Below are 21,567 nucleotides of genomic sequence, written 5' to 3'. Positions count from 1 at the left end.
ACCGTTCCGCTCACGGCACAAGGCCGACCCGGCAGTCATGACGAGAACCTTAACCACCGCAGGCCGTTGTCCGCAACGGGATCTACGATTCCTCACATGCTGGAGACGTCCGCACGGCTGCTGAAGCTCCTGTCCCTGTTGCAGGTGCGGCGCGACTGGACGGGCCCGGAGCTCGCCGGCCGGCTCAGCGTCGACGTGCGCACGATCCGCCGCGACGTGGACAAGCTGCGCAGCCTCGGTTATCCCGTCACGTCGCTGCCCGGCGCGGCCGGCGGCTACCAGCTCGGGGCGGGCGCGGAACTCCCGCCGCTCCTGCTCGACGACGACGAGGCGGTCGCCGTCGCGGTCGGACTGAGGACGGCCGCGAACGGCTCCGTCGCGGGCATCGAGGAGACGTCGGTCCGCGCTCTCACCAAGCTCGAACAGGTGCTGCCGGCCAGGTTGCGCCGGCGCGTGCAGGCACTCCAGGCGCACACCACTCCCCTGGCGGCCGCGGGCCCGACGGTCGACCCGGAGACGCTCACGATCATCGCCGCCGCCTGCCGAGACCACCAGCAGCTGCGCTTCACCTACGCCCCAACGCAGGGCGAGCCCGCGACACGACTCGCGGAACCACAAGGTCTCGTGCACACAGGGCGCCGGTGGTACCTCGTCGCGTGGGACGTGTCCAAAGAAGACTGGCGAACGTTCCGGGTGGACCGCATCACCGAGGAGCCCACGCTCGCGGCGAGGTTCACGCCCCGCGAACCGCCGGCGGAGTCGCTGGGCGAGTTCGTGTCGAGGCAGGTCGCCTCCAGCGTCTACACCCACCAGGCGGTGCTCACGATCCACGCACCCATGCAGGCAGTCGCGGAACGCACCACACCGATGTCCGCTGCGCTGGAACCGATCGACGAGAACTCCTGCCTCATGCGCACGGGCGCAGACGCGCTCGAACGGATCGTGTGGCACCTGCTGTTCCTGGGCTTCGAGTTCGACGTGCACGAACCGGTGGAACTCAAGGACTACATCGAGGTTCTCGCCGGCAGACTGCGGAACGCGATTACAGTGCAGGAGTGACAGTGGACTTCGCGACCGCCGCGGACCCGTTCAGACGCGAGCTCCTCGCGCACTGCTACCGGATGCTCGGCTCGCTGCACGACGCCGAGGACCTGGTGCAGGAGACGTACCTGCGCGCGTGGAAGGCGTACGGCCAGTTCGAGGGCCGCTCGTCCGTCCGCACCTGGCTGTACCGGATCGCGACGAACGCCTGCCTCACTGCGCTGGACGGCCGCACGAGACGCCCGCTGCCGTTCGGGCTCGGCACCCAGGGCGCCACCGAGACCGATCCGCTCACCCAGGACCACGAGATCCCTTGGCTGGAGCCGTTCCCGACCGATCCGGCCGCGATCGTCACCGAACGCGAGTCGACCAGGCTGGCGTTCGTCGCGGCCCTGCAACACCTCCCGCCGAGGCAACGCGCGGTGCTGGTGCTGCGGGACGTGCTGAAGCTCAGCGCCGCCGAGACCGCGGACGAGCTGGAGATGACGGTCGCGGCCGTCAACAGCGCTCTGCAACGGGCGCACGCGCAGCTCAAGGACCTCAGCGAGGACGAGGTGGTCGAGCCCGCGGAGGCGAAGCCGTTGCTCGACCGGTGGGTGAAAGCGTTCGAGGCCAAGGACATTCCGGAGATCATCGGCATGTTCGCGGAGGACGTCGTCTGGGAGATGCCGCCGTACCCCCAGTTCTACCGAGGCCCGGACATGGTCGCGTGGCACCTCACGAACCAGTGCCCCTCAGTCCCGCACGGCGCCAGGATGATCGCCACCGAGGCGAACGGCCAGCCCGCGTTCGGGCTTTACCTGCGAGCCGGGGACGGCGTGTTCCGGCAGTTCAACCTCCAGGTGCTGGAAGTCGGGTCCGACCGGATCACGCGCGTCTCGTCGTTCTTCGACCTCAGTCTGTTCCCGCGGTTCGGGCTGCCTTCGACCGCATGAACTCGGCGCGGTCCAGCGGCCGGTTCACGATCCGCATGTCGCCGATCCAGCCGTGCAACGACTTCTCGACGACCTTGTCGTACGCGTAGGCGCCGACGAGCCAGGGGTCACCGGCGGTCGAGATGCCGCGTGCGGGCGTGGACGGGTTGCGCAGCAACGGGGATCCGTCGACGTACAACGTGGTGTGCACGCCGTCGTTGACCACGGCGATGTGCCACCACGTCTCGTGGTCCATCTCGTGACCCCAGTTCGTGGAGATGCCCGGCAGATTGCGCGGGAACACCGCCCACTGCAGCTGGCCGCCGCCGGCGACGTTCAGGGTCGCGATCGGTTCGCTCGGGTCGTCCCCGGTCTTGCCGGCCGCGGAACCGGGCGCGAGCTTCGTGAACAGGCCACACCACGGGTGGTTGAAGTCCTTGGGCAGCTTGAGGAACAGCTCGATGGTGTAGCCGCGCTCGAACGTCTCCCTGTTCACCGGTGCCGAGTCCACGGTGGACAGGTGACCGTCCTTGCCGAAGTACAGCGAACGGTGTGACGGCGCGAACCGGCTGTGGTCGTCCGAGGCGGTCAGCGAACCGGTCTGCCGCAGGTCGTTCCCGTTGCCCGACAGGTCTTTCAGGCCCTCACCGAGGCGCCAGTAGGCGATTGTGCCGCGCACCAGCACGTCATGGACGGGCTGCGGCGCGGGCAGCACCGGCGGGTCGAAGCGGGCGAACCGCTGCTCGAAGTCGATCGGCACGCTGAACCGGTCGGCCGGGCCGGTCAGCTCGGTCTCCTTGCGCTCCAGCGGGTTGAGCGACCTCTTGCCGAGCAGCCACGGCGACAGGGTGCGGACGTCGATCACACCGCGGTCCAGGTCGAAGTGGTAGAACCGGATCATCGCGCCGCCGCCGTAGTAGCGGTCCTGGTAGTTCGCGATGTGCACGTGCACGTCGTTGCCGGCGGTGTTGCGCATCGTCGTGCGGGCCGGTGGCCAGAAGTGCCCGTTCAGCGTCAGGAAGATCTGGTCGTTGTCCTTGATCAGCTCGTTCCACAGCCTGCGGCCGTAGTCGGACATCGCTGCGGTGCCGTCACCGCCGTCGTAGACCAGTTCGTGCGTGGTGAGGATGACCGGCAGCTTGGCGTGCTGCCGCAGAACCGAGCGCGCCCACTCGAAACCCTTGGCGGACATGCGCCAGTCCAACGCGAGCACCAGCCATTCCCTGCCGCCCGCGCGGAAGACGTGGAACGTGTTGTAGCCGTCGGCGCTCGCGCCGCGGAACGTCGGCGACGACCGGAACCGCCGTGGCCCGAACCTGTCGAGGTACGGCGTCGGCCCGCGCTGGTCGTCCAGCCGCGAGTTCGGCACGTCGTGGTTGCCCGCGAGCACGCTGTAGCCGATTTGGCGGCGGTCGAGCACCTCGAACCGCTCGCTGATGTCGTCGATCTCGCTCTTCCGCGCGTTCTCGACCAGGTCGCCGAGGTGGCTGATGAAGACGATGTTCTCGGACTTCTGGCGGTCGACCAGGTACTGCAGCGTGGCCTTCAACGGCGCGGAGTCGCCGCGGTCGAGGTCGAACATGTACTGCGTGTCCGGGATCACGGCGAGCGTGAACCGCCGCGACTCGGGGTCGGGCCGGCCTCCGACAACGTTGTCAGCGGTGGCGGAACCAGGCGTGACCAGGGCGGCAGCGGCGGCGGTGGCACCGGTGCCGAGCAGGAAGGAGCGGCGGGACGCGGTCATGGCGCGGAGCGTAGGTGTGCTGGGCCAACAGCAGGCGAACACCGGTCGATAGCATCGCGAACTATGTCTTGGGGGTTGCTGGCGGTCGCCGGCGTGGTCGTCGCTTGCGGAGGGTTGCTGCAGGGCCTGATCGGCTTCGGACTGGCGCTGGTCGCCGTGCCGCTGCTCGCGTTGCTGGACCCGGCGCTGGTTCCGGTGCCGGTCCTGGTCATCGCCTGCGCGCACGCGGTCATGTCGCTGGCCAGGGAGTTCGGCCACGTGGACTGGCGCGGCGTCGGCTGGGCGATGCTCGGCCGCCTGCCGGGCACGGTCGTCGGCATCTGGATCGTCGACTCGCTGGACCCGAAGAGCTTCGGCGTGGTCGTCGGCGCCGCCGTGCTGGCGTGCGTGCTGCTGTCGATCACGTCCTGGCGCCCGCAGCCCACCCCGCCGTCACTGGTCACCGCGGGCGTGGCGAGCGGCTCGTTCGGCACGGCCACGTCGATCGGCGGCCCGATGGTCGCGTTGCTCTACCAGAACCAGGCCGGGCCGGAGGTGCGGGCGACGCTGGCGGCGTTCTTCACGCTGGGCTCGGCCGTCTCGATCGCCGGCCTGACCGTCACCGGCAACGTCGCCGCGCACCAGCTGTGGAGCGGTGTGCTGCTGATCCCGTTCCTGGTCGCCGGATTCCTGCTTTCGGGGCCGTTGCGCAAGAAGTTCGACGCCAAGGGCGTCCGCACCCCGATGCTGGTCGTGGCGGGGGCGAGTGCCGTCGTGCTGATCGTGAGGAGCCTGCTGTCGTGAAGATCCCCTCGTGGGTCGTGCTCGGGATCGGCGCGCTGGCCGCGCTGACGGTGGTCGTGTACGCGCCGATCCTCGAACTGAAGGGCTTGGACGACCTGTGCGCGCAACCCGGTGCGCGCTGTGGCACCCAGCCTGACTGGTACACGGGCCAAGAGAGCTACGAGACGCTGCGAGGGGTGGAGATGAGCGCCCGGTTTCTCGGAGTCGAGGTGGTCTACGACTACCGCCTGCTCTGGGCGATCGTCTCGGTGGTGCTGGTGTGGGCCGTCGTGCGACGCACCCCGGCGGCGTTCGTCACGGCAGCGCTCTTCGGCCTCGCGGTGTGGCTGTTGCCCGCTTACTCCGCGGTCGTGCTGATCGTCGCCGCCGCGGTGGCGGTGCTGCACGAGCACCGCCACCGCTTTCAGCGAAGGAATCAGGCGAACGGCTGAACGTTCGGCTGGAACACCTGGCCGTCGGCCGGTGCGACGAGGTCCACCAGGTACTTCGCGACCGCCGCGTCCGTGGCCGCCGAGCGGCCCAGGATGCAGTGGCCGAACGCGTCGACGCTGATCAGCCGCGCGTTGCCGAGCTGCTTGGCCATGCGCTGCGAGAACAGGTACTGCGTCGCCGGGTCGAAGTAGTTGCCCACGACGACGATCGGGTTCTTCGTCTTGCGGTTCCACGGGCCGATCCAGCGGTCCGGGTTGCGCGTCGGCCACGTGGCACAGGTCAGCAGGTCCGACGCGGCCTGGTAGCGGCCGAACGTGGGCGACTCCGCCTCCCACTTCGCCGCGGTCTTCTCCCAGTTGCGGTTCGTGCGGGAGAACGGCTTGTCGGTGCAGTTGACGCCGTAGTACGAGTCGTCCGCGGTGTACGGGGTGTCGGGCAGCGGGTCGACGTCCATGCGGCCGCCGGCGTTGTTCAGCGGCGCGGCCAGCTCCACGGTGGACTGGACGCCGAGGGTCGCGGTGGACGGGTTCAGCGCCAGGTGGACGGTCTGCAGCCAGGCGGCCAGCGGCGCGATCCGGGCGATCGAGTACAGGTCGCCGGCGACGCGGCCCACCACGTCGGCCAGGGTGACCTCCTTGCCGTCCGGCAACGTGGCCGGAGCCTTGCCCAGTGCCGTCTTCATGGCCTCGAACTTGCCGCGGGCGTCACCGGCGAACGCGCACTTGGTGACACCGGCGGAGTCGCAGCGCTTCAGCATGGCGTCGAGGGCGATCTCGAAGCCGTCGGCGCGCTGGCGGTCGTACTCCGCGCCGTTGGTGAGGCGCAGCCGCGGGTCGACGTTGCCGTCGATGACCATCGCCCGCGTGCGCTGCGGGAAGATGTTCGCGTACGTCGAGCCGATCAGCGTGCCGTACGAGAAGCCGACGAAGTTGAGCTGCTCGTCGCCGACGGCCTCGCGCATGACGTCGAGGTCGCGCGCGACGGCCTCGGTCGACATGTGGTTGAGCAGCGGACCGGCGTTGATCTTGCAGTAGTCCGTGTAGACCTTGGACTGCTTGATGGAGCTCGCGATCTCGGCCTTGGTGATGGGCAGGGAGTACCAGCCCTCGTTGACCGAGTCGGCCTCCTCCTGGGTGCGGAAGCAGCGCATCGGCGCGCTGCGGGCCACACCGCGCGGGTCGAAGCCGACGACGTCGAACCGGTCCAGCACGGACGGCTGGAAGTAGTTCTTCGCGACGGCGCCGCGGAGCAGGCCGGAACCACCGGGCCCGCCGGGGTTGAGGAAGATCGAGCCGATCTTGCGCGACTGGTCGTTCGCGGGCCGCTTCATCATGGCGATGCCGGTCTTCTCACCGCGCGGACGCGAGTGGTCGACGGGCACCTCCTGGACGGCGCAGGTGAGCTTGGCGCGCTCCTCGGGCGTCACGGAGGCGGGAAGGGTGGCGAGCACGTCGGCCGCGCACTGCCCCCAGGCAGCGGGTCTGACGTTCGAGGAGACCTCGGTCTGGGCGCTCGCCACGCCCAGGCCGGAAACGATGGTGCCGAGCACGAGCGCACTCGCGAGCACGACACGCGCTGAAGAAGATGACGTCACGGATGCACCCCATCACCGACAGTGCACCGTTTGTACCCGCCTATCGTCGGGTGTCCGACGACAGGCGGGGATCAACGAACCAGCCTGCGAGGTTGATGAGGGGAGCTTTCATAAACCTGAGGTTTATGAAAGCTCCCCTCATCAACCTTCAACGGCAGGATTAGAACGGTTGTGCGTTCGGCTGGAACACCTGGCCGTTCGCGGGCGCGGTGAGGTCGACGAGGTACCTCGTCACCGCCGCGTCGGCGCCGGCCGAGTCACCGAGGATGCAGTGACCGAACGCGTCGACGCTGATCAGGCGCGCGTTGCCGAGCTGCTCGGCCATGCGCTCCGAGAACAGGTACTGCGTCGCCGGGTCGTAGTAGTTGCCCACCACGACGATCGGGTTCTTGGTGTGGCGGTTCCACGGGCCGATCCAGCGGTCCGGGTTGCGGGCCGGCCACGTCGGGCAGGTCAGCAGGTCGGACGCGGCCTGGTAGCGGCCGAACGTGGGCGACTCCCTCTCCCACCTGTCCGCGGTCTGGGCCCAGTTGCGGTTCGAGCGGGAGAACGGCTTGTCGATGCAGTTCACGGCGTAGTACGAGTCGTCGCTCGTGTACGGCGTCTCCGGCAGCGCCCGGACGTCGGCCTTGCCGCCGAGGTTGTTCAGCAGCGGAACGTCCACAACGGACTGGACGGTCAGGGCGGCGGAGGGGTTCTGGGCCGCGTGGATCGACTGCAGCCACGTCGTGAGGGCCTTGAACGTGGTCGGGCTGTACAGGTTGCTCGCCGTGCGGCCGACGACGTCGGTCAGCGTCACCTGGGTGCCGCCGGGCAACGTCGTGGGGCCCTTGCGCAGCGACTCGCGGATGTCGTCGAACTTCTTGCGCGCGTCGCCGGCGAACGCACACCGCTCGACGCCGACGGAGTCGCAACGCTTCAGCATCGCGTCCAACGCGATCTCGAAGCCGCGGGCGCGCTCGCGGTCGTACTGCGCGCCGTTGGTCAGACGCAGCTTCGGGTCGACGTTGCCGTCCAGCACCAGGGCACGTGACCGGTGCGGGAAGATGTTCGCGTAGGTCGCCCCGAGCAGCGTGCCGTACGAGAAACCGACGTACGTGAGCTGCCTGTCCCCCACGGCTTCGCGCATCACGTCGAGGTCGCGTGCGACCGCTTCCGTCGACATGTGGTCGAGCAGCGGACCGGCGTTGATCTTGCAGTAGTCCGTGTAGACCTTGGACTGCCGGATCGAGCCGGCGATCTCGTCGCGAGTGATCGGCAGCGCGTACCAGCCCTCGTTCACCGCCTCGGCCTCTTCCTGGGTGCGGAAGCAGCGCAGCGGCGCGCTGCGGCCGACACCGCGCGGGTCGAAGCCGATGAGGTCGAACTTCTCGAGGATCTCCGGCGTGAAGAAGCTCGAGCCGTACGCGCTGTAGATCAGGCCGGCGCCACCGGGGCCGCCGGGGTTGATGAACAGCGAACCGATCTTCTTCGCCGGGTCGCCGGCGGGGCGCTTCATCATGACGACGCCGGTCGAGTCACCGCGCGGGCGCGAGTGGTCGACCGGCACTGTCTGGACCGCGCAGCTGACCTTCGTGCGTTCGGCGGCGGGGATCTCGGCGAGCACGTCCGCCGCGCACGGCCCCCACGCGGCGGGTCTGACGGCGGAGGTGGCTTCGGTCTGGGCTGACGCGCTGCCCAGACCGGTGATGACGGTGCCGAGCGCGAGCGCACTGACGAGCGCCACGCGCACGGCACGGGTTGCTGCAGGAGTCATCGAGCCAGCCCACCACTGTCGGCAGGCCGCCAGTACCCGCCTATCGTCGGGTTGTGACCTGAGTTACACCGCTTGGGCCAGCGAGACCGCGAACCGTCCCTCGGCATCGGTCCACCAGCGGTGCAGCGTGAATCCGGCGTCCTCCAGCTCCTGCCGCACGCCCTCCTCGCGGAACTTGGCCGACACCTCGGTGCGCAGTTCCTCGCCCTCGCGGAACTCCACGACCAGACCGAGCTCGGCGATGTTCACGCTCATCGCCCGCTTGGCGCGCAGCCGCATCTCGATCCACTCCTGCTCGGCGTTCCACAACGCCACGTGCTCGAACGCCTCGACGTCGAAGTCACCGCCGACCTCGCGGTTGAGCACGTTCAGCACGTTGCGGTTGAACTCCGCCGTCACGCCCTGCGCGTCGTCGTACGCGCGCACCAGCGTGCCCGGATCCTTGACGAGGTCCGTGCCCAGCAGCAGCCACTCCCCCGGATCCAGCACGTCGCGGACCGTGCGGAGGAACTTCTCCCGCTCCTCCGGGATGAGGTTGCCGATCGTGCCGCCCAGGAACGCGACCAGGCGCGGCGACTCACCGGGCAGCAACGACAGGTGCTGCGTGAAGTCGCCGACCACGCCGTGCACCCGCAGGCCCGGGTAGTCCTCGATGATCGCGTGCGCGGCCTCGGTGAGCGCCGACACCGACACGTCCTGCGGCACGAACTCCTGCAGCGTCCCGTGCTCGCGCAACGCGCTGAGCAGCAGCCGCGTCTTCTCCGACGAGCCGGAACCCAGCTCCACCAGCGAATGCGCGCCCGTCGTCGACGCGATCTCGCCCGCGCGCTCCGCGAGCACCTCCCGTTCGGCGCGGGTCGGGTAGTACTCGGGCAACCGCGTGATGTCCTCGAACAGCGCACTGCCCACGGCGTCGTAGAACCACTTCGGCGAGACCCACTTCGGGTCCGCGGTCAGTCCGGCCCGCACGTCGGCACGTAGCGCGTGTGCGGCGTCCTCCGGCTTGAGATGAACGTCCAGCACCGGCTCGGTCATAAAGGTCGAACCTCCACAGTGGATGGAACGGCGGTGACCACGTGCCGGTCGGGGATCTCCCGCCAGCCGGGGTCGTCGTCGAGCGGCTCGGACGCGAGTGTCACGCCCTCGCCTTTCTGCAGCACCCACAGGGCGTGTGTCCACGTCGTCCCCACGAGCACTTCTCCGTTGGTCAGCAAGAAGTTCAGGCGCGACCTCGGTGCCGCGTCCGCGACCTCCCGCACGAGTTCAACGAGCGTTTGAGCCGGGTTCTTCCCGGTCTCCAGACGGCGTCTGAGGACCGCCCACAACAGCGCGGAGTCGGTCGGCGCGTCCATCGTGAGCAGGTCGGTAACGTCGAGCGTCTTCGCCAGCCCCGCCACGGTGTGGGGCCAGCCGTCGACGCGTCCGTTGTGGCTGAACAGCCACGTGCCGTCGGTGAACGGCGCGCACGCCGCGTCCGCCACCGGCATGCCCGTGGTCGCGGACCGGACCGCGGCCAGGAAGGCCGTCGACTCCGTGCCGGCCAGCCGGCGCAGGTTCGGGTCGCTCCACAGGGTGCCGGCGCGCCGGTAGCGCACCGGGCCGGGGAACCAGCCGACACCGTAGCCGTCGACGTTGACGGTTCCGCCCGCCCGCATGTCGCCGGGCGCGTAGGACTGGTGCTCCAGCGAGTGCGGTGCCTCGTAGAGCGGGCCGGCGATGGGCACGGCGGTGCCCAGGTAAGCCAGGTGGCGGCACATCCGGCTAGGCGTCCCTGGCGCAGCGGAAGCCGGCGAAGATCTGCCGTCTGATCGGGTAGTCCCAGTTGCGGAACGTGGCACGGATCGCGGACTTGTCGGTGCCGAACGAACCGCCGCGCAGCACCTTGTGGTCCGGACCGAAGAAGACCTTCGAGTACTCCTCGTACGGGAAGACCTCGAAACCGGGGTACGGCCCGAAGTCGCTCGACGTCCACTCCCACACGTCACCGATCAGCTGGTGCACGCCGGCGGGGGACGCCCCCGCCGGGTACGCGCCGACCGGGGCCGGGCGCAGGTGGCGCTGGTTGAGGTTCGCGTGTTCCTCGGTGGGCTCCTCGTCGCCCCACGGGTAGCGGCGGGTCTTGCCGGCGGCGGTGTCGAAGCGGGCCGCCTTCTCCCACTCGGCTTCCGTGGGCAGGCGCTTGTGAGCCCACGTCGCGTACGCCTGAGCCTCGTGGAAGCACACGTGCACCACGGGTTCGTCCGGCACGATCGGCTCCGTCACGCCGAACGCCGTGCGCACGAACGAGTTCTCCTCGCGCTGCCAGAACCTCGGCGCCACGAGCTTGGCGTTCGTCCGGTGCTCCCAGCCCTCGTCCGTCCACAGGCGACGGTCGTCGTAGCCGCCGGCCAGGATGAACTGGGCGTACTCGCCGTTCGTGACCGGTGTCGTGTCGATGAAGAACGAGTCGACGTGGACGGCGTGCGCCGGACGTTCGTTGTCCAGCGCCCACGGTTCGTCCGACGTGCCCATCTCGAACGGCCCGCCCGGGATGAACGCCTCCGTCGCGGGGACCAGGGCCCCACCGGGCGGCAACGGTGCGTGCAGCACTGGCTCACCCGTGCGCAACTGGTGCGTCGCCAGCATCGTCTCGTCGTGCTGCTGCTCGTGCTGCACGATCATCCCGAACGCGAAGCCGTTTTCGACGAGCCGGCGCCCCTGCAGCGGCACCTTCTCCAGCACGTCGAACACCTTGCCGCGCACGTCGCCGACGTACTGGCGGGCCTCACGAGGGTTGAGCAGCGGCAGCTCGGGCCGCACGCTGCGCGAGAACTTGAACGCGTCGTAGTACTCGTCGATGTCGCTGCGCACCGGTTCACGTCCGCCGACGTCGCGAACGAGCCACAGCTCTTCCTGGTTGCCGATGTGCGCCAGGTCCCAGACCAGCGGCGACATCAGCTTCGAATGCTGCCGCACGAGGTCGTGCTCGTCGACGGCGTCGGTCAGGGCGGTGGAACGCGCGCGCGAGCGCAACAGCTCCCCCGCCACCTGCTCGCGGAGGTCGTCTCCATCGATTTGGCGGGTCACAGCTTCCCCTCAAGCTCCCGGCTGATGATGCCGATCTGGTCCTGAGAAAGTCCGGTGCGGGGCAACGCCTCGATGCCCAGCGCCACAACGTCTTTCGCGGCACGCGCGATGCGCTCGTCCGCCAGTCCGTACCGCGCGGCGCTCAGCCACCGCCCGGCGGCCCGTTCCGTCGCCGCCAGCACACCGTCCACAACGGACGGATCGCTGAACAGCGCGACGAGCAGCGCACTCGGCGCGATCCACCCGCCCGGCGCGGGTGTGTCGAGGTACCTGATCTCGATGTACCCGCGCGGCCGCACCGGCGGGAACATCAACGACATGTGGTAGTCCAGGTCGTCGCTCGTGGGGACGCGGTCGTGCGCCCCGTCCAGCCACTCCGCGAACGTGAACCTGCGCGCCGGGATCCAGTTGGAACCCGGCCCGCGCACGACGATGACGGGCGTGTCGACGACTCTTCGCGCGTAGGCCTGGGCCGGATCGGCGCACACAGCACTGGGTCTGGTGCGCACGGGATCACAGCCGTAGAGCGCCCGCATGCGCGCGGACGCCCAGTCCTGGTGCATGCCACCGATGCTCGGCGAGTTCGCGAACAGCGCGATCATCACCGGGCCGAGCTGGTGCACGGCGGCCCACCTGTCCTGCAGGTGCTTCTGCTCGCCGAAGTCGAGGCACACCTGCAGGCCCGCGGTGTTGCACATCATCGAGATGCCGTCGGCGCCGAGCCCGCCGAACGCGTGCTCCATCGCCGCGTACCGGGGCACCTGCAGCACGCGCGTGGGATGTCTGTGCAGGTCAGCGCCCTTGTCTCCGAGCACGAGACCGTGGTCGGCCAGCATGGCGGTGAGGTGGGAGACGTCCTGGGCGACTGTGGAGAAGAGGTCCGGGAGGCTGGTGCAGGGAGGAGTGGAGATCTCGACCTGCCCGCCCGGTTCGACGGTCAGCGGGGTGCCGCTGGGAAGCGGCCTCTGCGGGCTGTCCGGAACGAGAGTGGGTGGTGCGTGTTCGCCGAGAGCGGCGGCGAGCCGGTGTTTGTCGAGGACCTGAGCAGGGTCTTCGGCGTGGTGGACGGTCCATTCGAGCTCCACGCCGAAAAGCCTCGGAGGCCCGTGTTTGAAACAAACCGAGGCCACGTAAGCCTCGGCCTCGGCGCGATCGGCGAACCTCGCCGGCGCCGGTTGGTTACGCAACGCAGTCACGCTGCCACACTCCCCGTGATCGTCTGGCCCGTTCGACGCTACACGCGGGGTCTGACACTCGCAGCCCTCAAAACCTTACGAACCAAGTGAAGCGCCCGTGTGCACGCGTGCACACGGGCACCTGTCCCACTGGCTGGATCTACGTCCTGGCATTCGAACGGCCGCGCAGCACCGTGCCGGAGGTTGACGCGTTCTTGATGGCCGTCTCGATCTGCGCCATCGACGAACCGGAGGTGATTCCCGGCACCGTCGCGGTGTTCAACGCGTACAACGTGAACGTGTACGGGTTGGTCGAGCCGCCGGGGCAGGGCCCGAAGTACTTCAGCGCGTTGGCACCGGATCCCATCGCCTTCTGCTTCGCCGCACCCTGGCCCGGCACGGCGAACCCGGAACCCAGGTTCTCCGGCAGCGAGCGGGTGGCACCCGGGATGTCCCACATCGCCCAATGGAGCTTGTTGCCGTTGTTCACGCGGTCCGCGAACACGATGGCGTAGGCCTGCGCCCCGGCGGACGCGCCCCACGCGAACGCCGGCGACGGGTCCTGGCCCGCGACACCGTCACCGGCGCAGGTGTGCCTGGCCGGGATCATCGCGTCGTCCGCGAACGCCGGCGACGACAGCGTGAAGGCGCTGCCGCCCTCGTAGACGATGTCGATGTGCAGGACCCGGTCGTTGCCGGCCGAGCCGTCCTTGTCGGTCGTCGTGGTCAGCCAGATGTCACCTTCCTGGTCCACCTCGACCGTCCGCAGGCGGTTGTAGGTGCCCTGGAAGTAGATCTGCTGGTCCACGAGGTTGCCGTTGGCGTCGATGCGCATCCGGTAGATGCGCTGGCCGACGGTGGTGGCGACGAAGACGTGGTCGTTGATGATCGTCAGGCCCGAGGGCGAGGCCTGCGAGGTCGGCCAGGTCTTCTTCGGCGCGACGGTGCCGGCGCAGCTGCCGATCGTGCCCTCGCAGGGCTCCCAGCCGTAGTTGCCGCCCCTGGTGATCAGGTTGACCTCGTCCTGCTGCGAGTTGCCGAACTCCGAGGCCCACAGGCGGCCCTGCGAGTCGAAGTCGAGGCCCTGCACGTTGCGGTGGCCGTAGCTCCAGATCGCCTTGCCGGGGAACGGGTTGTCGGACGGGATGGAGCCGTCCGCGTTGAGGCGCAGGATCTTGCCGGCGTTGGTGTTGAGGTTCTGCGCGTTGTTGCCGTTCTGCGCGTCACCGGTCGAGACGAACAGGTACCGGCCGTCCGGGCTGAACCGCAGGCGCCCGCCGTTGTGGTAGCGGTTCTTCGGCACACCGTCGAGCAACGTGGTCCAGCCGGTCAGCTGAGCACCGTCGAACTGGGCCCTGACCAGGCGGTTCCCGCCGCTGTAGGTGTGGTAGACGTACACGGACCGGTCGGAGGCGAAGTTCGGCGACACCTCGATGCCGAGCGCGCCGCCCTCGCCGTTGGTGCCCATGGCGCCGGGCACCTTGCCGACGACGGTCTTGGCACCGGCCTCGGTCACGCGCAGCACGTTGAACGTCTCGCGCTCGGTCACCAGCGCCGCGCCGTCGGGCAGGAACGCGAGCCCCCACGCGACGTCGACGCCGGACGCGATCTGCTTGACCGTGCCGGGGTTCGGCACGCCGGTGCCGCCACCGGCCGCGGGCTTGACGGTGATCTCGTTCGTGAAAGCCGATAAGTTGCCCGCCGCGTCCTTGGCACGCACCTTCACCGCGTACGTCTGGCCGGTCACCAGGCCGGCGACGGTCGCCGACGTGGCCGAACCGTCCGCGGTCTGCTTCAGGGCGCCGTCGAAGTGGATCTCGTAGCCGGTGACGGCCACGTTGTCGCTCGATGCGCCCCACGCGATGGCGACGCTGGTCGAGGTGGCACCGGTGGAACGCAGGGTGCCCGGCGTGGTGGGTGCCTGACTGTCGACGGGCGCGGGCTTCGTGCGGCCCGGCACGTTGTTCGAGGCTTGCGAGACGTTGCCCGCGCGGTCCTTCGCGAAGACGGTCCAGTCGTACTCGACGTCGGGACGCAGGCCGGTCGCGGTCGCCTCCAGCACGTTGCCGACGCTCGTGACGAGCTGGCCGTGCTGGTAGACGTCGTAGCCGGTGACGCCCACGTTGTCGGTGGCCGCCTCCCACTTCAGCGACACGGAGTTGTGGGTGGAGCCGACGAACTGCAGGGTGCGCGGCGGCGTCGGCGCCTCGTTGTCCGGCGGGCCGACCAGGACGGCGGTCAGCTTGTCCGCGTTCGGGCCGCCGTTCGCGGTGGTCGCGGTCGCCTTGATCCTGTTCGCCCCGGCGTGCAGCGTGACCTTCGCGGTCCGCGTCTGCCACGTCGTCCACGCGCCGGTGCCGGGGAACGAGACGATCTGCGCGCCGGCGCCGTCCACGGTCACCGAGACCGGGCGGTCGGCCGTCGTCCCGTTGGCGTAGCGGAACGTCAGGTCGTGCTCGCCGCCGGACTCGGCGTTGATCACGTACTCGACGGACGAGCCGATGACGTTGTCGTAGTTGACGAACCCGCGGCCGGAGAAGCCCGCCCAGTTGGACTCGACGACGCCCTGGCTGATCGTCGCGTCCTCCGCCTCCTGCTCCGGCGCGGGAACGAACGCGAGCTCCTCGACCTCCAGGTAGTCGAGGTTGGGTCCACCGGTGGCACCGGTGGACGTGAGCCTGATCTTGTTCGAGCCCGCGTTCAGGGTCACGGTGTTCTCGGCCGACGCCCACGTCGTCCAGGCACCCGTGGCGGCGAACGCGCGCTCGTCGACGGCGAGACCGTTGTTGACGCTCACGTCGACCGGCCGGGTGTCGGCGGTCCCGTTGGCGTAGCGGAGGATCAGCTTGGCCTGGCCCGCCCTCGACGCGGTGACGGTGAACTCGACCGAGCTCCCCGCGACGTTGTCGACGTTCACGAACCCGGCCCCGGAGAACCCGGCGTGGTTTGACTCCACCACGCCCTGCGAGATCGTGGCGTCCTCCGCTTCGTACCGCACCGGGGCCGCGAGGGCCGGCTCCGGTACCGACATCACCGCGACGGCTGTTGTGCAGGCAACACCCATCGCGCCGAACGCGCGAAACGCCCGGCTTCTACTCGGTGCCACTGTTGTGCCTCCCACGAGACGGGTAGAGGGATCACGACGCGGCGGCGGATTCAGTTTTAGACAAGAAAGTTTATTTACTGTCGCGCAGATCACACCACCACGCGGCAGCTGAGTCAACCCCGTCCCGACCGGCCTGGAAAGCGCTTACCAGAATCCCGTCACCTGTCCCGGTTCTCCGCGAGGGCGACGATGAGGTCCGAGACGGACCGGCTGAGCAGCAGGTCGATCACGTGGACGCCGGTGAACTCACGCCGCTGCCACCCCAGGCGCTCGGCGAGCGTCGACAGCTTGGTGAAATCCTGGGTGTCCATGGCGGCAGAGGATATGGGCACGGCGCCGCCCGTTCGCGCAGGCCCGGCCGATGATCCACACGAAAGGGATCACCGGGGAAGATCACACCGATGGACGTGTCCAATCCGTACGTACGGATTGGATTTCCCACCCTCACCCTGCGACCATCTACCGGTGCCCAGGGTGAGCCAGGACCACCTCGACGCCCGCCGCCGTCAGATCCTCGACGGCGCGCGTGCCTGTTTCGCGCGACACGGCTACGAGGGTGCCACGGTACGCCGTCTGGAAGAGGCCACAAGCCTCTCCCGCGGAGCGATCTTCCACCACTTCCGCGACAAGGAGTCGCTCTTCCTCGCACTGGCCGAGGACGACGCGCTCCGGATGGCGGACGTCGTCGCCGAGCAGGGCCTCGTCCAGGTCATGCGCGACCTCCTCGACGAGCCGGAGAAGCGGACCGAGGAGCACGCCGCCGACTGGCTCGGCACGCGCCTCGAGGTCTCCCGCCGGCTCCGCACCGACCCGGACTTCCGGGCGAGGTGGGCCGAACGCAGCGAGCAGCTCACCGCCGCCACCCGCCAGCGCCTCATCCGGCAGCGCGAAGCCGGCAACCTGCGTGACGACGTCGACGTCACGGTGCTGACGAGCTTCTTGGAACTCGTGCTGGAAGGCCTCGTCTCGCACCTCGCCATGGGCCTCCCGGCCGACGACATGGAACCCGTGCTCGACCTCGTGGAAGAAACCGTGCGGCGACACCGCCGCAACTCTTGAAGGTTCTTCGCGTAAACCTCACTGTGGACACATGTCCACGCTGAAGACCACCGCCCAGTTCTTCGCGCTGCGCACGCTCGTCCGCGGCTACGCGCTGATCGGTGACCCGTACGCGGGCGTCATGGCCTCGCCACCGGACCGCGACCCGTACGCGATGTACGAGAAGGTGCGCGCCAAGGGTGACATGGTGCGCAGCCGCATGGGCGCCTACGTGACGCCGAGCCGCGAGATCTGCGATTCGGTGCTGCGGGACAACAGGTTCGTCACCGCTACCTTCGACGAGGCGTCGATGGTGCCGATCACGCTGGTCAAGGACGGCGAGAAGATCGTCAACCCGGTACAGGACTCGTTCCTGATGAAGAACCCGCCGGACCACACCCGCCTGCGCAAGCTCGTGCAGCCGTTCTTCACGCCACGAGCACTCAAAGACCGCACGGCGTCCATCCAGAAGATCGTGACCGACCACCTCGACCGGCTGGGCGACCGCTTCGACGTCGTCACCGAGTTCGCCTCACAGGTCCCGATCCAGGTCATCGCCGACCTGCTGGGCGTGCCCGACGACCACAAGGACGTCTTCGCCCGCTGGGGCAGCGCACTGGCGGAGACGCTCGACGGCGTGTGGTCGCACCAGCAGCTGAAGGACCTGCACACCACGATCGTCGAGTACAACGACTTCATCGACGTCCTGATCGACGAACGCCGCCGCAACCCCCAGGACGACATCGTCAGCCACCTCGTGACGCGGCACGAGGACCTCAGCCGCGAGGACCTCGTCGCCACCACCGGGTTGCTGCTCTTCGCGGGCTTCGAGACGACGGTCAACCTGATCAGCAACGGCGTGCTGAAGGCGTTCGAGAACCCGCACACCGTGGCGCCGCTGGCCCAGAGCCCCGAGTACGCCGAGGGGTTCGTCGAGGAGGTGCTCCGGCTCGACCCGCCCGTGCAGTACACGATCCGCTGGCCTGGCGAACGTCTCGAACTGGCCGGGGTGTCGCTGCCCAAGGGCATGCCGGTGATGCTGATGCTGGCCGCCGCGAACCGCGACCCGAGGGTGTTCGAGGACCCGCTGAAGTTCGACCCGACGCGGTCCAACGCGCGCGAGCACCTCGCGTTCAGCGCGGGCATCCACTACTGCATCGGCGCCGGCCTGAGCCGCATCGAGGGATCTCTGGCGCTGCACGAGCTCTTCAAGCGCTTCCCGAACCTCGCGGCGGACGGCCCGGTGACGCGCAGGCGCTCGAAGCTCATCCGCGGCGCGTTGCGTCTTCCGGTACGGGCCAACGAAACGAGCCGATCACTGACGGTGAACTAATGCTGACCTGGGGCTAGTTTCGTTGCGGCGAGTGCTCGACTTCACCCGGCTGGAGCAATGTTCGTGCCCCAATGACACATCTGCGTAGTGCATTCTTAGAAGTGAGAGGGAGACCCGCCGCACCGCCGCCGCGACGGGCCTCCCTCTCACCTTGTTGATGAGGGGAGCTTTCATAAACCTCAGGTTTATGAAAGCTCCCCTCATCAACTACTCCACGCCCGACATCAGCTTCTTGATCGCCGGGGCCGCCACCGCGAGGCCGGCGCCCAGAACGACGGCCGCGCCGCCCAGCGTGAGGAAGTACGCCGAGGGGCTCGTCGTGTAGAACTTCACGAGCTGCGCGGCCACACCGGTGCCGGCCGAGCTGGCCAGGAACCACAGGCCCATCGTCTGCGACGCGAACGCCTTGGGCGCCAGCTTCGTCGTGACCGACAGGCCGACCGGGGAGAGCATGAGCTCACCGGCGGTCATGATCAGGAACATCACGACGAGCCAGAGCGGCGTCACCTTGCCGTCGGCGGCCGAGTTGCTCGCGAAGTACATGAGCACGAACGACAGGCCGACGAGCACCAGCGCGCCCGCGAACTTCCGCGGCGTGGACGGCGCGCGGTTCGCGAGCTTCACCCACAGCAGCGCGAACAGCGGCGCCAGCAGGATGATCATGATCGGGTTGATCGACTGGAACCAGGCGACCGGGAACTCCCAGCCGAACACGTGGTTGTCGACGTTCGAGTCGGCGAACTCCGCGATGACCGAGGCGCTCTGCTCGAAGATCAGCCAGAACATCGCCGCCGCGATGAACAGCGGGATGTAGGCGACGACCCGCGGACGCTCGTGCGGCAGCGTCTTCTTGCTGCGCAGCATGACGGTGAAGTAGCCGATGGGCAGCACGATGGACATGATGCTGATCATCAGGATGACGCCCTCGACACCACCGACGAAGAACGCCACCACGCCCAGCCCGACGATCGCCGCGGCGATGAGGCCGATCAGGCCGTAGATGCGGCCCTTCTCCTGCGCGGGCAACGGGTTCGGCGCCACGGCGGCCGAGCCGCGCAGGTTCTTGCGGCCGTACCGGTACTGGATGAGACCGAACGCCATGCCGACCGCGGCGACGCTGAAGCCCCAGTGGAAGCCGAGGCCGTCCGCGAGCGCGCCGGTGATCAGCGGCGAGATGAAGCCACCGATGTTGATGGCCATGTAGAAGATCGTGAAGCCCGCGTCGCGGCGGTTGTCGTGCTGCCCGTAGAGGCCGCCGACGACCGTCGAGATGTTCGGCTTGAGCAGGCCCGTGCCGAGCACGATGAGGACCAGGCCCGTGTAGACGCCCGCGAGGCCGATCGGCAGGGCCAGCGCGATGTGGCCGAACATGATCAGCACGCCGCCGTAGAACACCGACCGCTGCCCGCCCCAGACGCGGTCGGCCAGCCAGCCGCCCGCGACACCGGACATGTAGACCGCCGTGCCGTAGATGGCCACGACGGACAGGGCGAGCGCCTTGTCGACGCCGAGACCTCCCTCGGCCACGGCTGTCCACAGGTAGAGGCCGAGGATGGCCTTCATCCCGTAGAACGAGAACCGTTCCCAGAGTTCGGTGAAGAACAGCGTGGACAGGCCTCGGGGGTGCCCGAAGAATCCCTTGTCCTGCGCGGAGATGCTGGCGCTAGGAGCGCTCACGTCATCGTCCTCTCGTGTCAACGATGTCACGGCGGATCTGGTCGAGATTACGCCGAACGCGCGTACGGTTTGCAATCGCGGTTGCGTCCAGGTGGCCCAACTCTCATGTCAGGGTGCGCACTTGGCCGGGATTTGATGCACTGCTGGGATGGACTTGATCCAGGCGCACGGCGTGGCGATGACGGAGTTCGACCGGAGGGTCCGGCAGATCGCACCGGACCAGTGGTCGCTCGGCACCCCCTGCCGGGAGTGGTCGGTCAGAGACCTGGTCGGCCATCTCGTGTACGAGCAGCTCTGGGCGCCGGAACTGCTGGCCGGCTGCACGGCGGCGCAGGTCGGTGACCGGTTCGACCACGACAACCTGGGCGGCGACCCGCTCGTGTCCTGGGTCGTGGCGGCCGCGGCGGCGCGCGAGGCGTGGCTCGGGCCGTTCGCGCTGGCGAAACCCGTGACCGTGTCGTCCGGGAAGCTGGACGCCGAGGAGTACTGCTGGCAGATGACCGCCGATCTGGCGGTCCACTCGTGGGACCTGGCGCGCTCGATCGGCGCCGACGAACGCATCGATCCCGATCTCGCCTCGGCCGTCCTGAAGTACGTCGAGCGCAACATCGGCGACTGGAGCGGGTCGTCGATGTTCGACTCGCCCGTTCCGGTGCCGCCGGACGCGGACGACCAGACCCGGCTGATCGGGCTTCTGGGACGCAACCCCTAGGTTCCCGGTTCTCGCCGAAGCGCCCCGCACCGCATCCCCCTGTGCCTCCCGCGGTGCGGGGCGCTCCTCCCCCGGCAACGATCCCCGGATCCCCCCGGACCGTTGATCGCACCGCATTTCTACAGGTAGATCGTTGTCCGGTGTCGGTGCTCCAGAAGCGGACAACGACCTCCGGACAACGGTTTGGTCTCCTCCGGAACGACGCCGGGCGTCAGACGACCTCCTGCTCCAGGGTGACGCACCTGATCCCGACGGCGTCGAGGTGCTCGCTGACCCGGACGAACCCGGCGCTCTCGTAGAACCTGATGTTCGCGTCGCTCTCGGCGCCGGTGAACAACCAGACGACCCGCACCTCCGCGGGCGCCCGTTCGCTGATCGCCTCGAGGAGCCTCCGCCCGACCCCGCCGCCCTGCACGTCCGGTGCGACGGCCAGCCGGGCGACCTCCATGCGTTCTCCGTCGACCCGGCTGCGCACCGACCCGACGAGCCGCGTCCCGTCGAACGCGCCGAACGCCGGCGTGCCGTCGCCCAGGTGACGCCGGACCTCGTCGAGCGTCTCGACGAGCGGCGGCAGGTCCCACGCGCCGTACCGCCTGGCCTCCGCGAGGTACGCGGCGCGCTGGATCGTCATGACCTCACCGGCGTGCTCACGCGTCAACGGTCCGATGTGGACGTTCACGGCCCGGTGACCCCCGGCGTCCAGCTCTCCGGCAGACCGCTCTCGGTGAGGATGATCTGGTGGTCGTGGAACCCCTCCGGCGCGTCCGGCTGCCACGGCCACTGCCCCTGCGGCGTGGGCACGATGATCTGCAGCGCCGCGAAGTCCGACCCGTCGTAGAGCAGGTAGGCGCTCCCGAAGAACTCGGGGTAGAACCCCTTGTAGACCCGCTCGAACGCGACGGGCACCCCGTCGAAGAAGTCGTCGTAGAGCTTGCCGGGCTGGAACCGCTCACCCGCGCTGGCCCGCTGGACGTACATGTTGATCAGGTTCTCGCCCATGCCCTGCGGCAGCCCGATCACCACGGCCTCGGCCACGCCGAACCGGCGCCAGGCCCCCACCGAGAACACGTATCCCGCGCCCTCGGCGTCCGGGTTCACAACGATGTTGGTGTGGCCGAACCGGTCGGCCGCGGAGAGCAGGCGGGCGCGCAGCTCGATGTCTTCGTCGGAAAGCACGGCACCCAGCCTACGGCACC

General features: G+C 68.8%; 19 protein-coding genes. 7 read left to right on the top strand and 12 right to left on the bottom strand.

Going from position 1 to position 21,567, the window contains the following annotated elements; all coding sequences use genetic code 11:
- Nucleotides 1–96: 96 nt before the first annotated feature.
- Nucleotides 97–1,059: a helix-turn-helix transcriptional regulator gene (locus LX88_RS35610; RefSeq protein ID WP_258952168.1), complete on the top strand. Its 963-nt coding sequence runs from the start codon at nt 97–99 to the stop codon at nt 1,057–1,059.
- Nucleotides 1,056–1,976 carry a sigma-70 family RNA polymerase sigma factor gene (locus tag LX88_RS35605; RefSeq protein WP_258952167.1) on the top strand — a complete coding sequence of 307 codons (921 nt, stop codon included), beginning with the start codon at nt 1,056–1,058 and terminating at the stop codon, nt 1,974–1,976. Before LX88_RS35610 ends, LX88_RS35605 begins: the two co-directional genes overlap by 4 nt.
- Here the strand turns inward: LX88_RS35605 and LX88_RS35600 are convergent.
- Nucleotides 1,936–3,699, bottom strand: coding sequence for a LamG-like jellyroll fold domain-containing protein (locus tag LX88_RS35600; protein ID WP_258952166.1), 1,764 nt, complete (start codon nt 3,697–3,699; stop codon nt 1,936–1,938). The genes LX88_RS35605 and LX88_RS35600 overlap by 41 nt on opposite strands.
- 63 nt (nt 3,700–3,762) lie before the next feature.
- Between LX88_RS35600 and LX88_RS35595 the strand changes: the two genes are divergently transcribed.
- Both LX88_RS35595 and LX88_RS35590 read left to right on the top strand, forming a co-directional pair.
- Nucleotides 3,763–4,482 (top strand): sulfite exporter TauE/SafE family protein, encoded by a 720-nt coding sequence (locus LX88_RS35595; protein ID WP_258952165.1) that lies wholly within the window; start codon nt 3,763–3,765, stop codon nt 4,480–4,482.
- Nucleotides 4,479–4,913 carry a hypothetical protein gene (locus tag LX88_RS35590; protein WP_258952164.1) on the top strand — a complete coding sequence of 145 codons (435 nt, stop codon included), beginning with the start codon at nt 4,479–4,481 and terminating at the stop codon, nt 4,911–4,913. The genes LX88_RS35595 and LX88_RS35590 overlap by 4 nt, the downstream gene beginning before the upstream one ends.
- Here LX88_RS35590 and LX88_RS35585 read toward each other — a convergent pair.
- The 8 genes from LX88_RS35585 to LX88_RS35550 form a co-directional block, all read right to left on the bottom strand.
- The gene (locus LX88_RS35585) at nt 4,898–6,508 is read right to left on the bottom strand and encodes an alpha/beta hydrolase (RefSeq protein ID WP_258952163.1); all 1,611 of its coding nucleotides are present in this window, start codon (nt 6,506–6,508) and stop codon (nt 4,898–4,900) included. The genes LX88_RS35590 and LX88_RS35585 overlap by 16 nt on opposite strands.
- Nucleotides 6,509–6,668: 160 nt before the next feature.
- Nucleotides 6,669–8,264, bottom strand: coding sequence for an alpha/beta hydrolase (locus LX88_RS35580; RefSeq protein WP_258952162.1), 1,596 nt, complete (start codon nt 8,262–8,264; stop codon nt 6,669–6,671).
- Between the two features lie 63 nt (nt 8,265–8,327).
- Nucleotides 8,328–9,299: an L-histidine N(alpha)-methyltransferase gene (gene egtD / locus LX88_RS35575; protein ID WP_258952161.1), complete on the bottom strand. Its 972-nt coding sequence runs from the start codon at nt 9,297–9,299 to the stop codon at nt 8,328–8,330.
- Nucleotides 9,296–10,021 (bottom strand): ergothioneine biosynthesis protein EgtC, encoded by a 726-nt coding sequence (egtC, locus tag LX88_RS35570; protein WP_258952160.1) that lies wholly within the window; start codon nt 10,019–10,021, stop codon nt 9,296–9,298. The genes egtD and egtC overlap by 4 nt, the downstream gene beginning before the upstream one ends.
- A 4-nt stretch (nt 10,022–10,025) precedes the next feature.
- Nucleotides 10,026–11,330: an ergothioneine biosynthesis protein EgtB gene (gene egtB, locus LX88_RS35565; RefSeq protein ID WP_258952159.1), complete on the bottom strand. Its 1,305-nt coding sequence runs from the start codon at nt 11,328–11,330 to the stop codon at nt 10,026–10,028.
- Entirely contained in the window at nt 11,327–12,415 is a 1,089-nt protein-coding gene (locus LX88_RS35560; RefSeq protein WP_258952158.1) for a glutamate-cysteine ligase family protein, read from the bottom strand. Before LX88_RS35560 ends, egtB begins: the two co-directional genes overlap by 4 nt.
- A 250-nt stretch (nt 12,416–12,665) precedes the next feature.
- Complete coding sequence (locus tag LX88_RS35555) at nt 12,666–15,536, bottom strand: PQQ-dependent sugar dehydrogenase (protein WP_258952157.1); 2,871 nt, start codon at nt 15,534–15,536, stop codon at nt 12,666–12,668.
- Nucleotides 15,537–15,769: 233 nt separating this feature from the next.
- On the bottom strand, nt 15,770–15,922 hold the full coding sequence (locus LX88_RS35550; protein WP_258952156.1) for a hypothetical protein: 153 nt from the start codon (nt 15,920–15,922) through the stop codon (nt 15,770–15,772).
- Between the two features lie 154 nt (nt 15,923–16,076).
- On the opposite strand from LX88_RS35550, the gene LX88_RS35545 reads away from it, so the two are divergent.
- On the top strand, nt 16,077–16,670 hold the full coding sequence (locus LX88_RS35545) for a TetR/AcrR family transcriptional regulator (protein ID WP_090066997.1): 594 nt from the start codon (nt 16,077–16,079) through the stop codon (nt 16,668–16,670).
- Nucleotides 16,671–16,701: 31 nt separating this feature from the next.
- Complete coding sequence (locus tag LX88_RS35540; RefSeq protein WP_258952155.1) at nt 16,702–17,982, top strand: cytochrome P450; 1,281 nt, start codon at nt 16,702–16,704, stop codon at nt 17,980–17,982.
- 207 nt (nt 17,983–18,189) lie between these two features.
- On the opposite strand, the gene LX88_RS35535 is transcribed toward LX88_RS35540, so the two are convergent.
- On the bottom strand, nt 18,190–19,659 hold the full coding sequence (locus LX88_RS35535; RefSeq protein WP_258952154.1) for a peptide MFS transporter: 1,470 nt from the start codon (nt 19,657–19,659) through the stop codon (nt 18,190–18,192).
- A gap of 148 nt (nt 19,660–19,807) precedes the next feature.
- Here LX88_RS35535 and LX88_RS35530 point away from each other — a divergent pair, with 148 nt between their 5' ends.
- Entirely contained in the window at nt 19,808–20,371 is a 564-nt protein-coding gene (locus LX88_RS35530; RefSeq protein ID WP_258952153.1) for a TIGR03086 family metal-binding protein, read from the top strand.
- Nucleotides 20,372–20,582: 211 nt separating this feature from the next.
- On the opposite strand, the gene LX88_RS35525 is transcribed toward LX88_RS35530, so the two are convergent.
- Together LX88_RS35525 and LX88_RS35520 are read right to left on the bottom strand one after the other, a co-directional pair.
- Nucleotides 20,583–21,050, bottom strand: a complete 468-nt coding sequence (locus LX88_RS35525) for a GNAT family N-acetyltransferase (RefSeq protein ID WP_258952152.1) — start codon at nt 21,048–21,050, stop codon at nt 20,583–20,585.
- The gene (locus LX88_RS35520; protein ID WP_245983488.1) at nt 21,047–21,547 is read right to left on the bottom strand and encodes a DUF4262 domain-containing protein; all 501 of its coding nucleotides are present in this window, start codon (nt 21,545–21,547) and stop codon (nt 21,047–21,049) included. The genes LX88_RS35525 and LX88_RS35520 overlap by 4 nt, the downstream gene beginning before the upstream one ends.
- Nucleotides 21,548–21,567: the final 20 nt, after the last annotated feature.

Origin of the sequence: Lentzea californiensis (assembly GCF_024648825.1) — a bacterium.
GTDB classification, from domain to species: domain Bacteria; phylum Actinomycetota; class Actinomycetes; order Mycobacteriales; family Pseudonocardiaceae; genus Lentzea; species Lentzea californiensis.
The sequence above is the reverse complement of the archived record's forward strand: the minus strand, read 5'-3'. Positions and strand labels throughout refer to the sequence as shown.

What these genes read in the sequence shown, in the direction of transcription:
- LX88_RS35610 (WP_258952168.1), top strand. Translation starts at nt 97, where the DNA reads ATGCTGGAGACGTCCGCACGGCTGCTGAAGCTCCTGTCCCTGTTGCAG.
- LX88_RS35600 (WP_258952166.1), bottom strand. Translation starts at nt 3,699, where the DNA reads ATGACCGCGTCCCGCCGCTCCTTCCTGCTCGGCACCGGTGCCACCGCC.
- LX88_RS35595 (WP_258952165.1), top strand. Translation starts at nt 3,763, where the DNA reads ATGTCTTGGGGGTTGCTGGCGGTCGCCGGCGTGGTCGTCGCTTGCGGA.
- LX88_RS35580 (WP_258952162.1), bottom strand. Translation starts at nt 8,264, where the DNA reads ATGACTCCTGCAGCAACCCGTGCCGTGCGCGTGGCGCTCGTCAGTGCG.
- egtD (WP_258952161.1), bottom strand. Translation starts at nt 9,299, where the DNA reads ATGACCGAGCCGGTGCTGGACGTTCATCTCAAGCCGGAGGACGCCGCA.
- egtC (WP_258952160.1), bottom strand. Translation starts at nt 10,021, where the DNA reads ATGTGCCGCCACCTGGCTTACCTGGGCACCGCCGTGCCCATCGCCGGC.
- LX88_RS35555 (WP_258952157.1), bottom strand. Translation starts at nt 15,536, where the DNA reads ATGTCGGTACCGGAGCCGGCCCTCGCGGCCCCGGTGCGGTACGAAGCG.
- LX88_RS35550 (WP_258952156.1), bottom strand. Translation starts at nt 15,922, where the DNA reads ATGGACACCCAGGATTTCACCAAGCTGTCGACGCTCGCCGAGCGCCTG.
- LX88_RS35540 (WP_258952155.1), top strand. Translation starts at nt 16,702, where the DNA reads ATGTCCACGCTGAAGACCACCGCCCAGTTCTTCGCGCTGCGCACGCTC.
- LX88_RS35530 (WP_258952153.1), top strand. Translation starts at nt 19,808, where the DNA reads ATGGACTTGATCCAGGCGCACGGCGTGGCGATGACGGAGTTCGACCGG.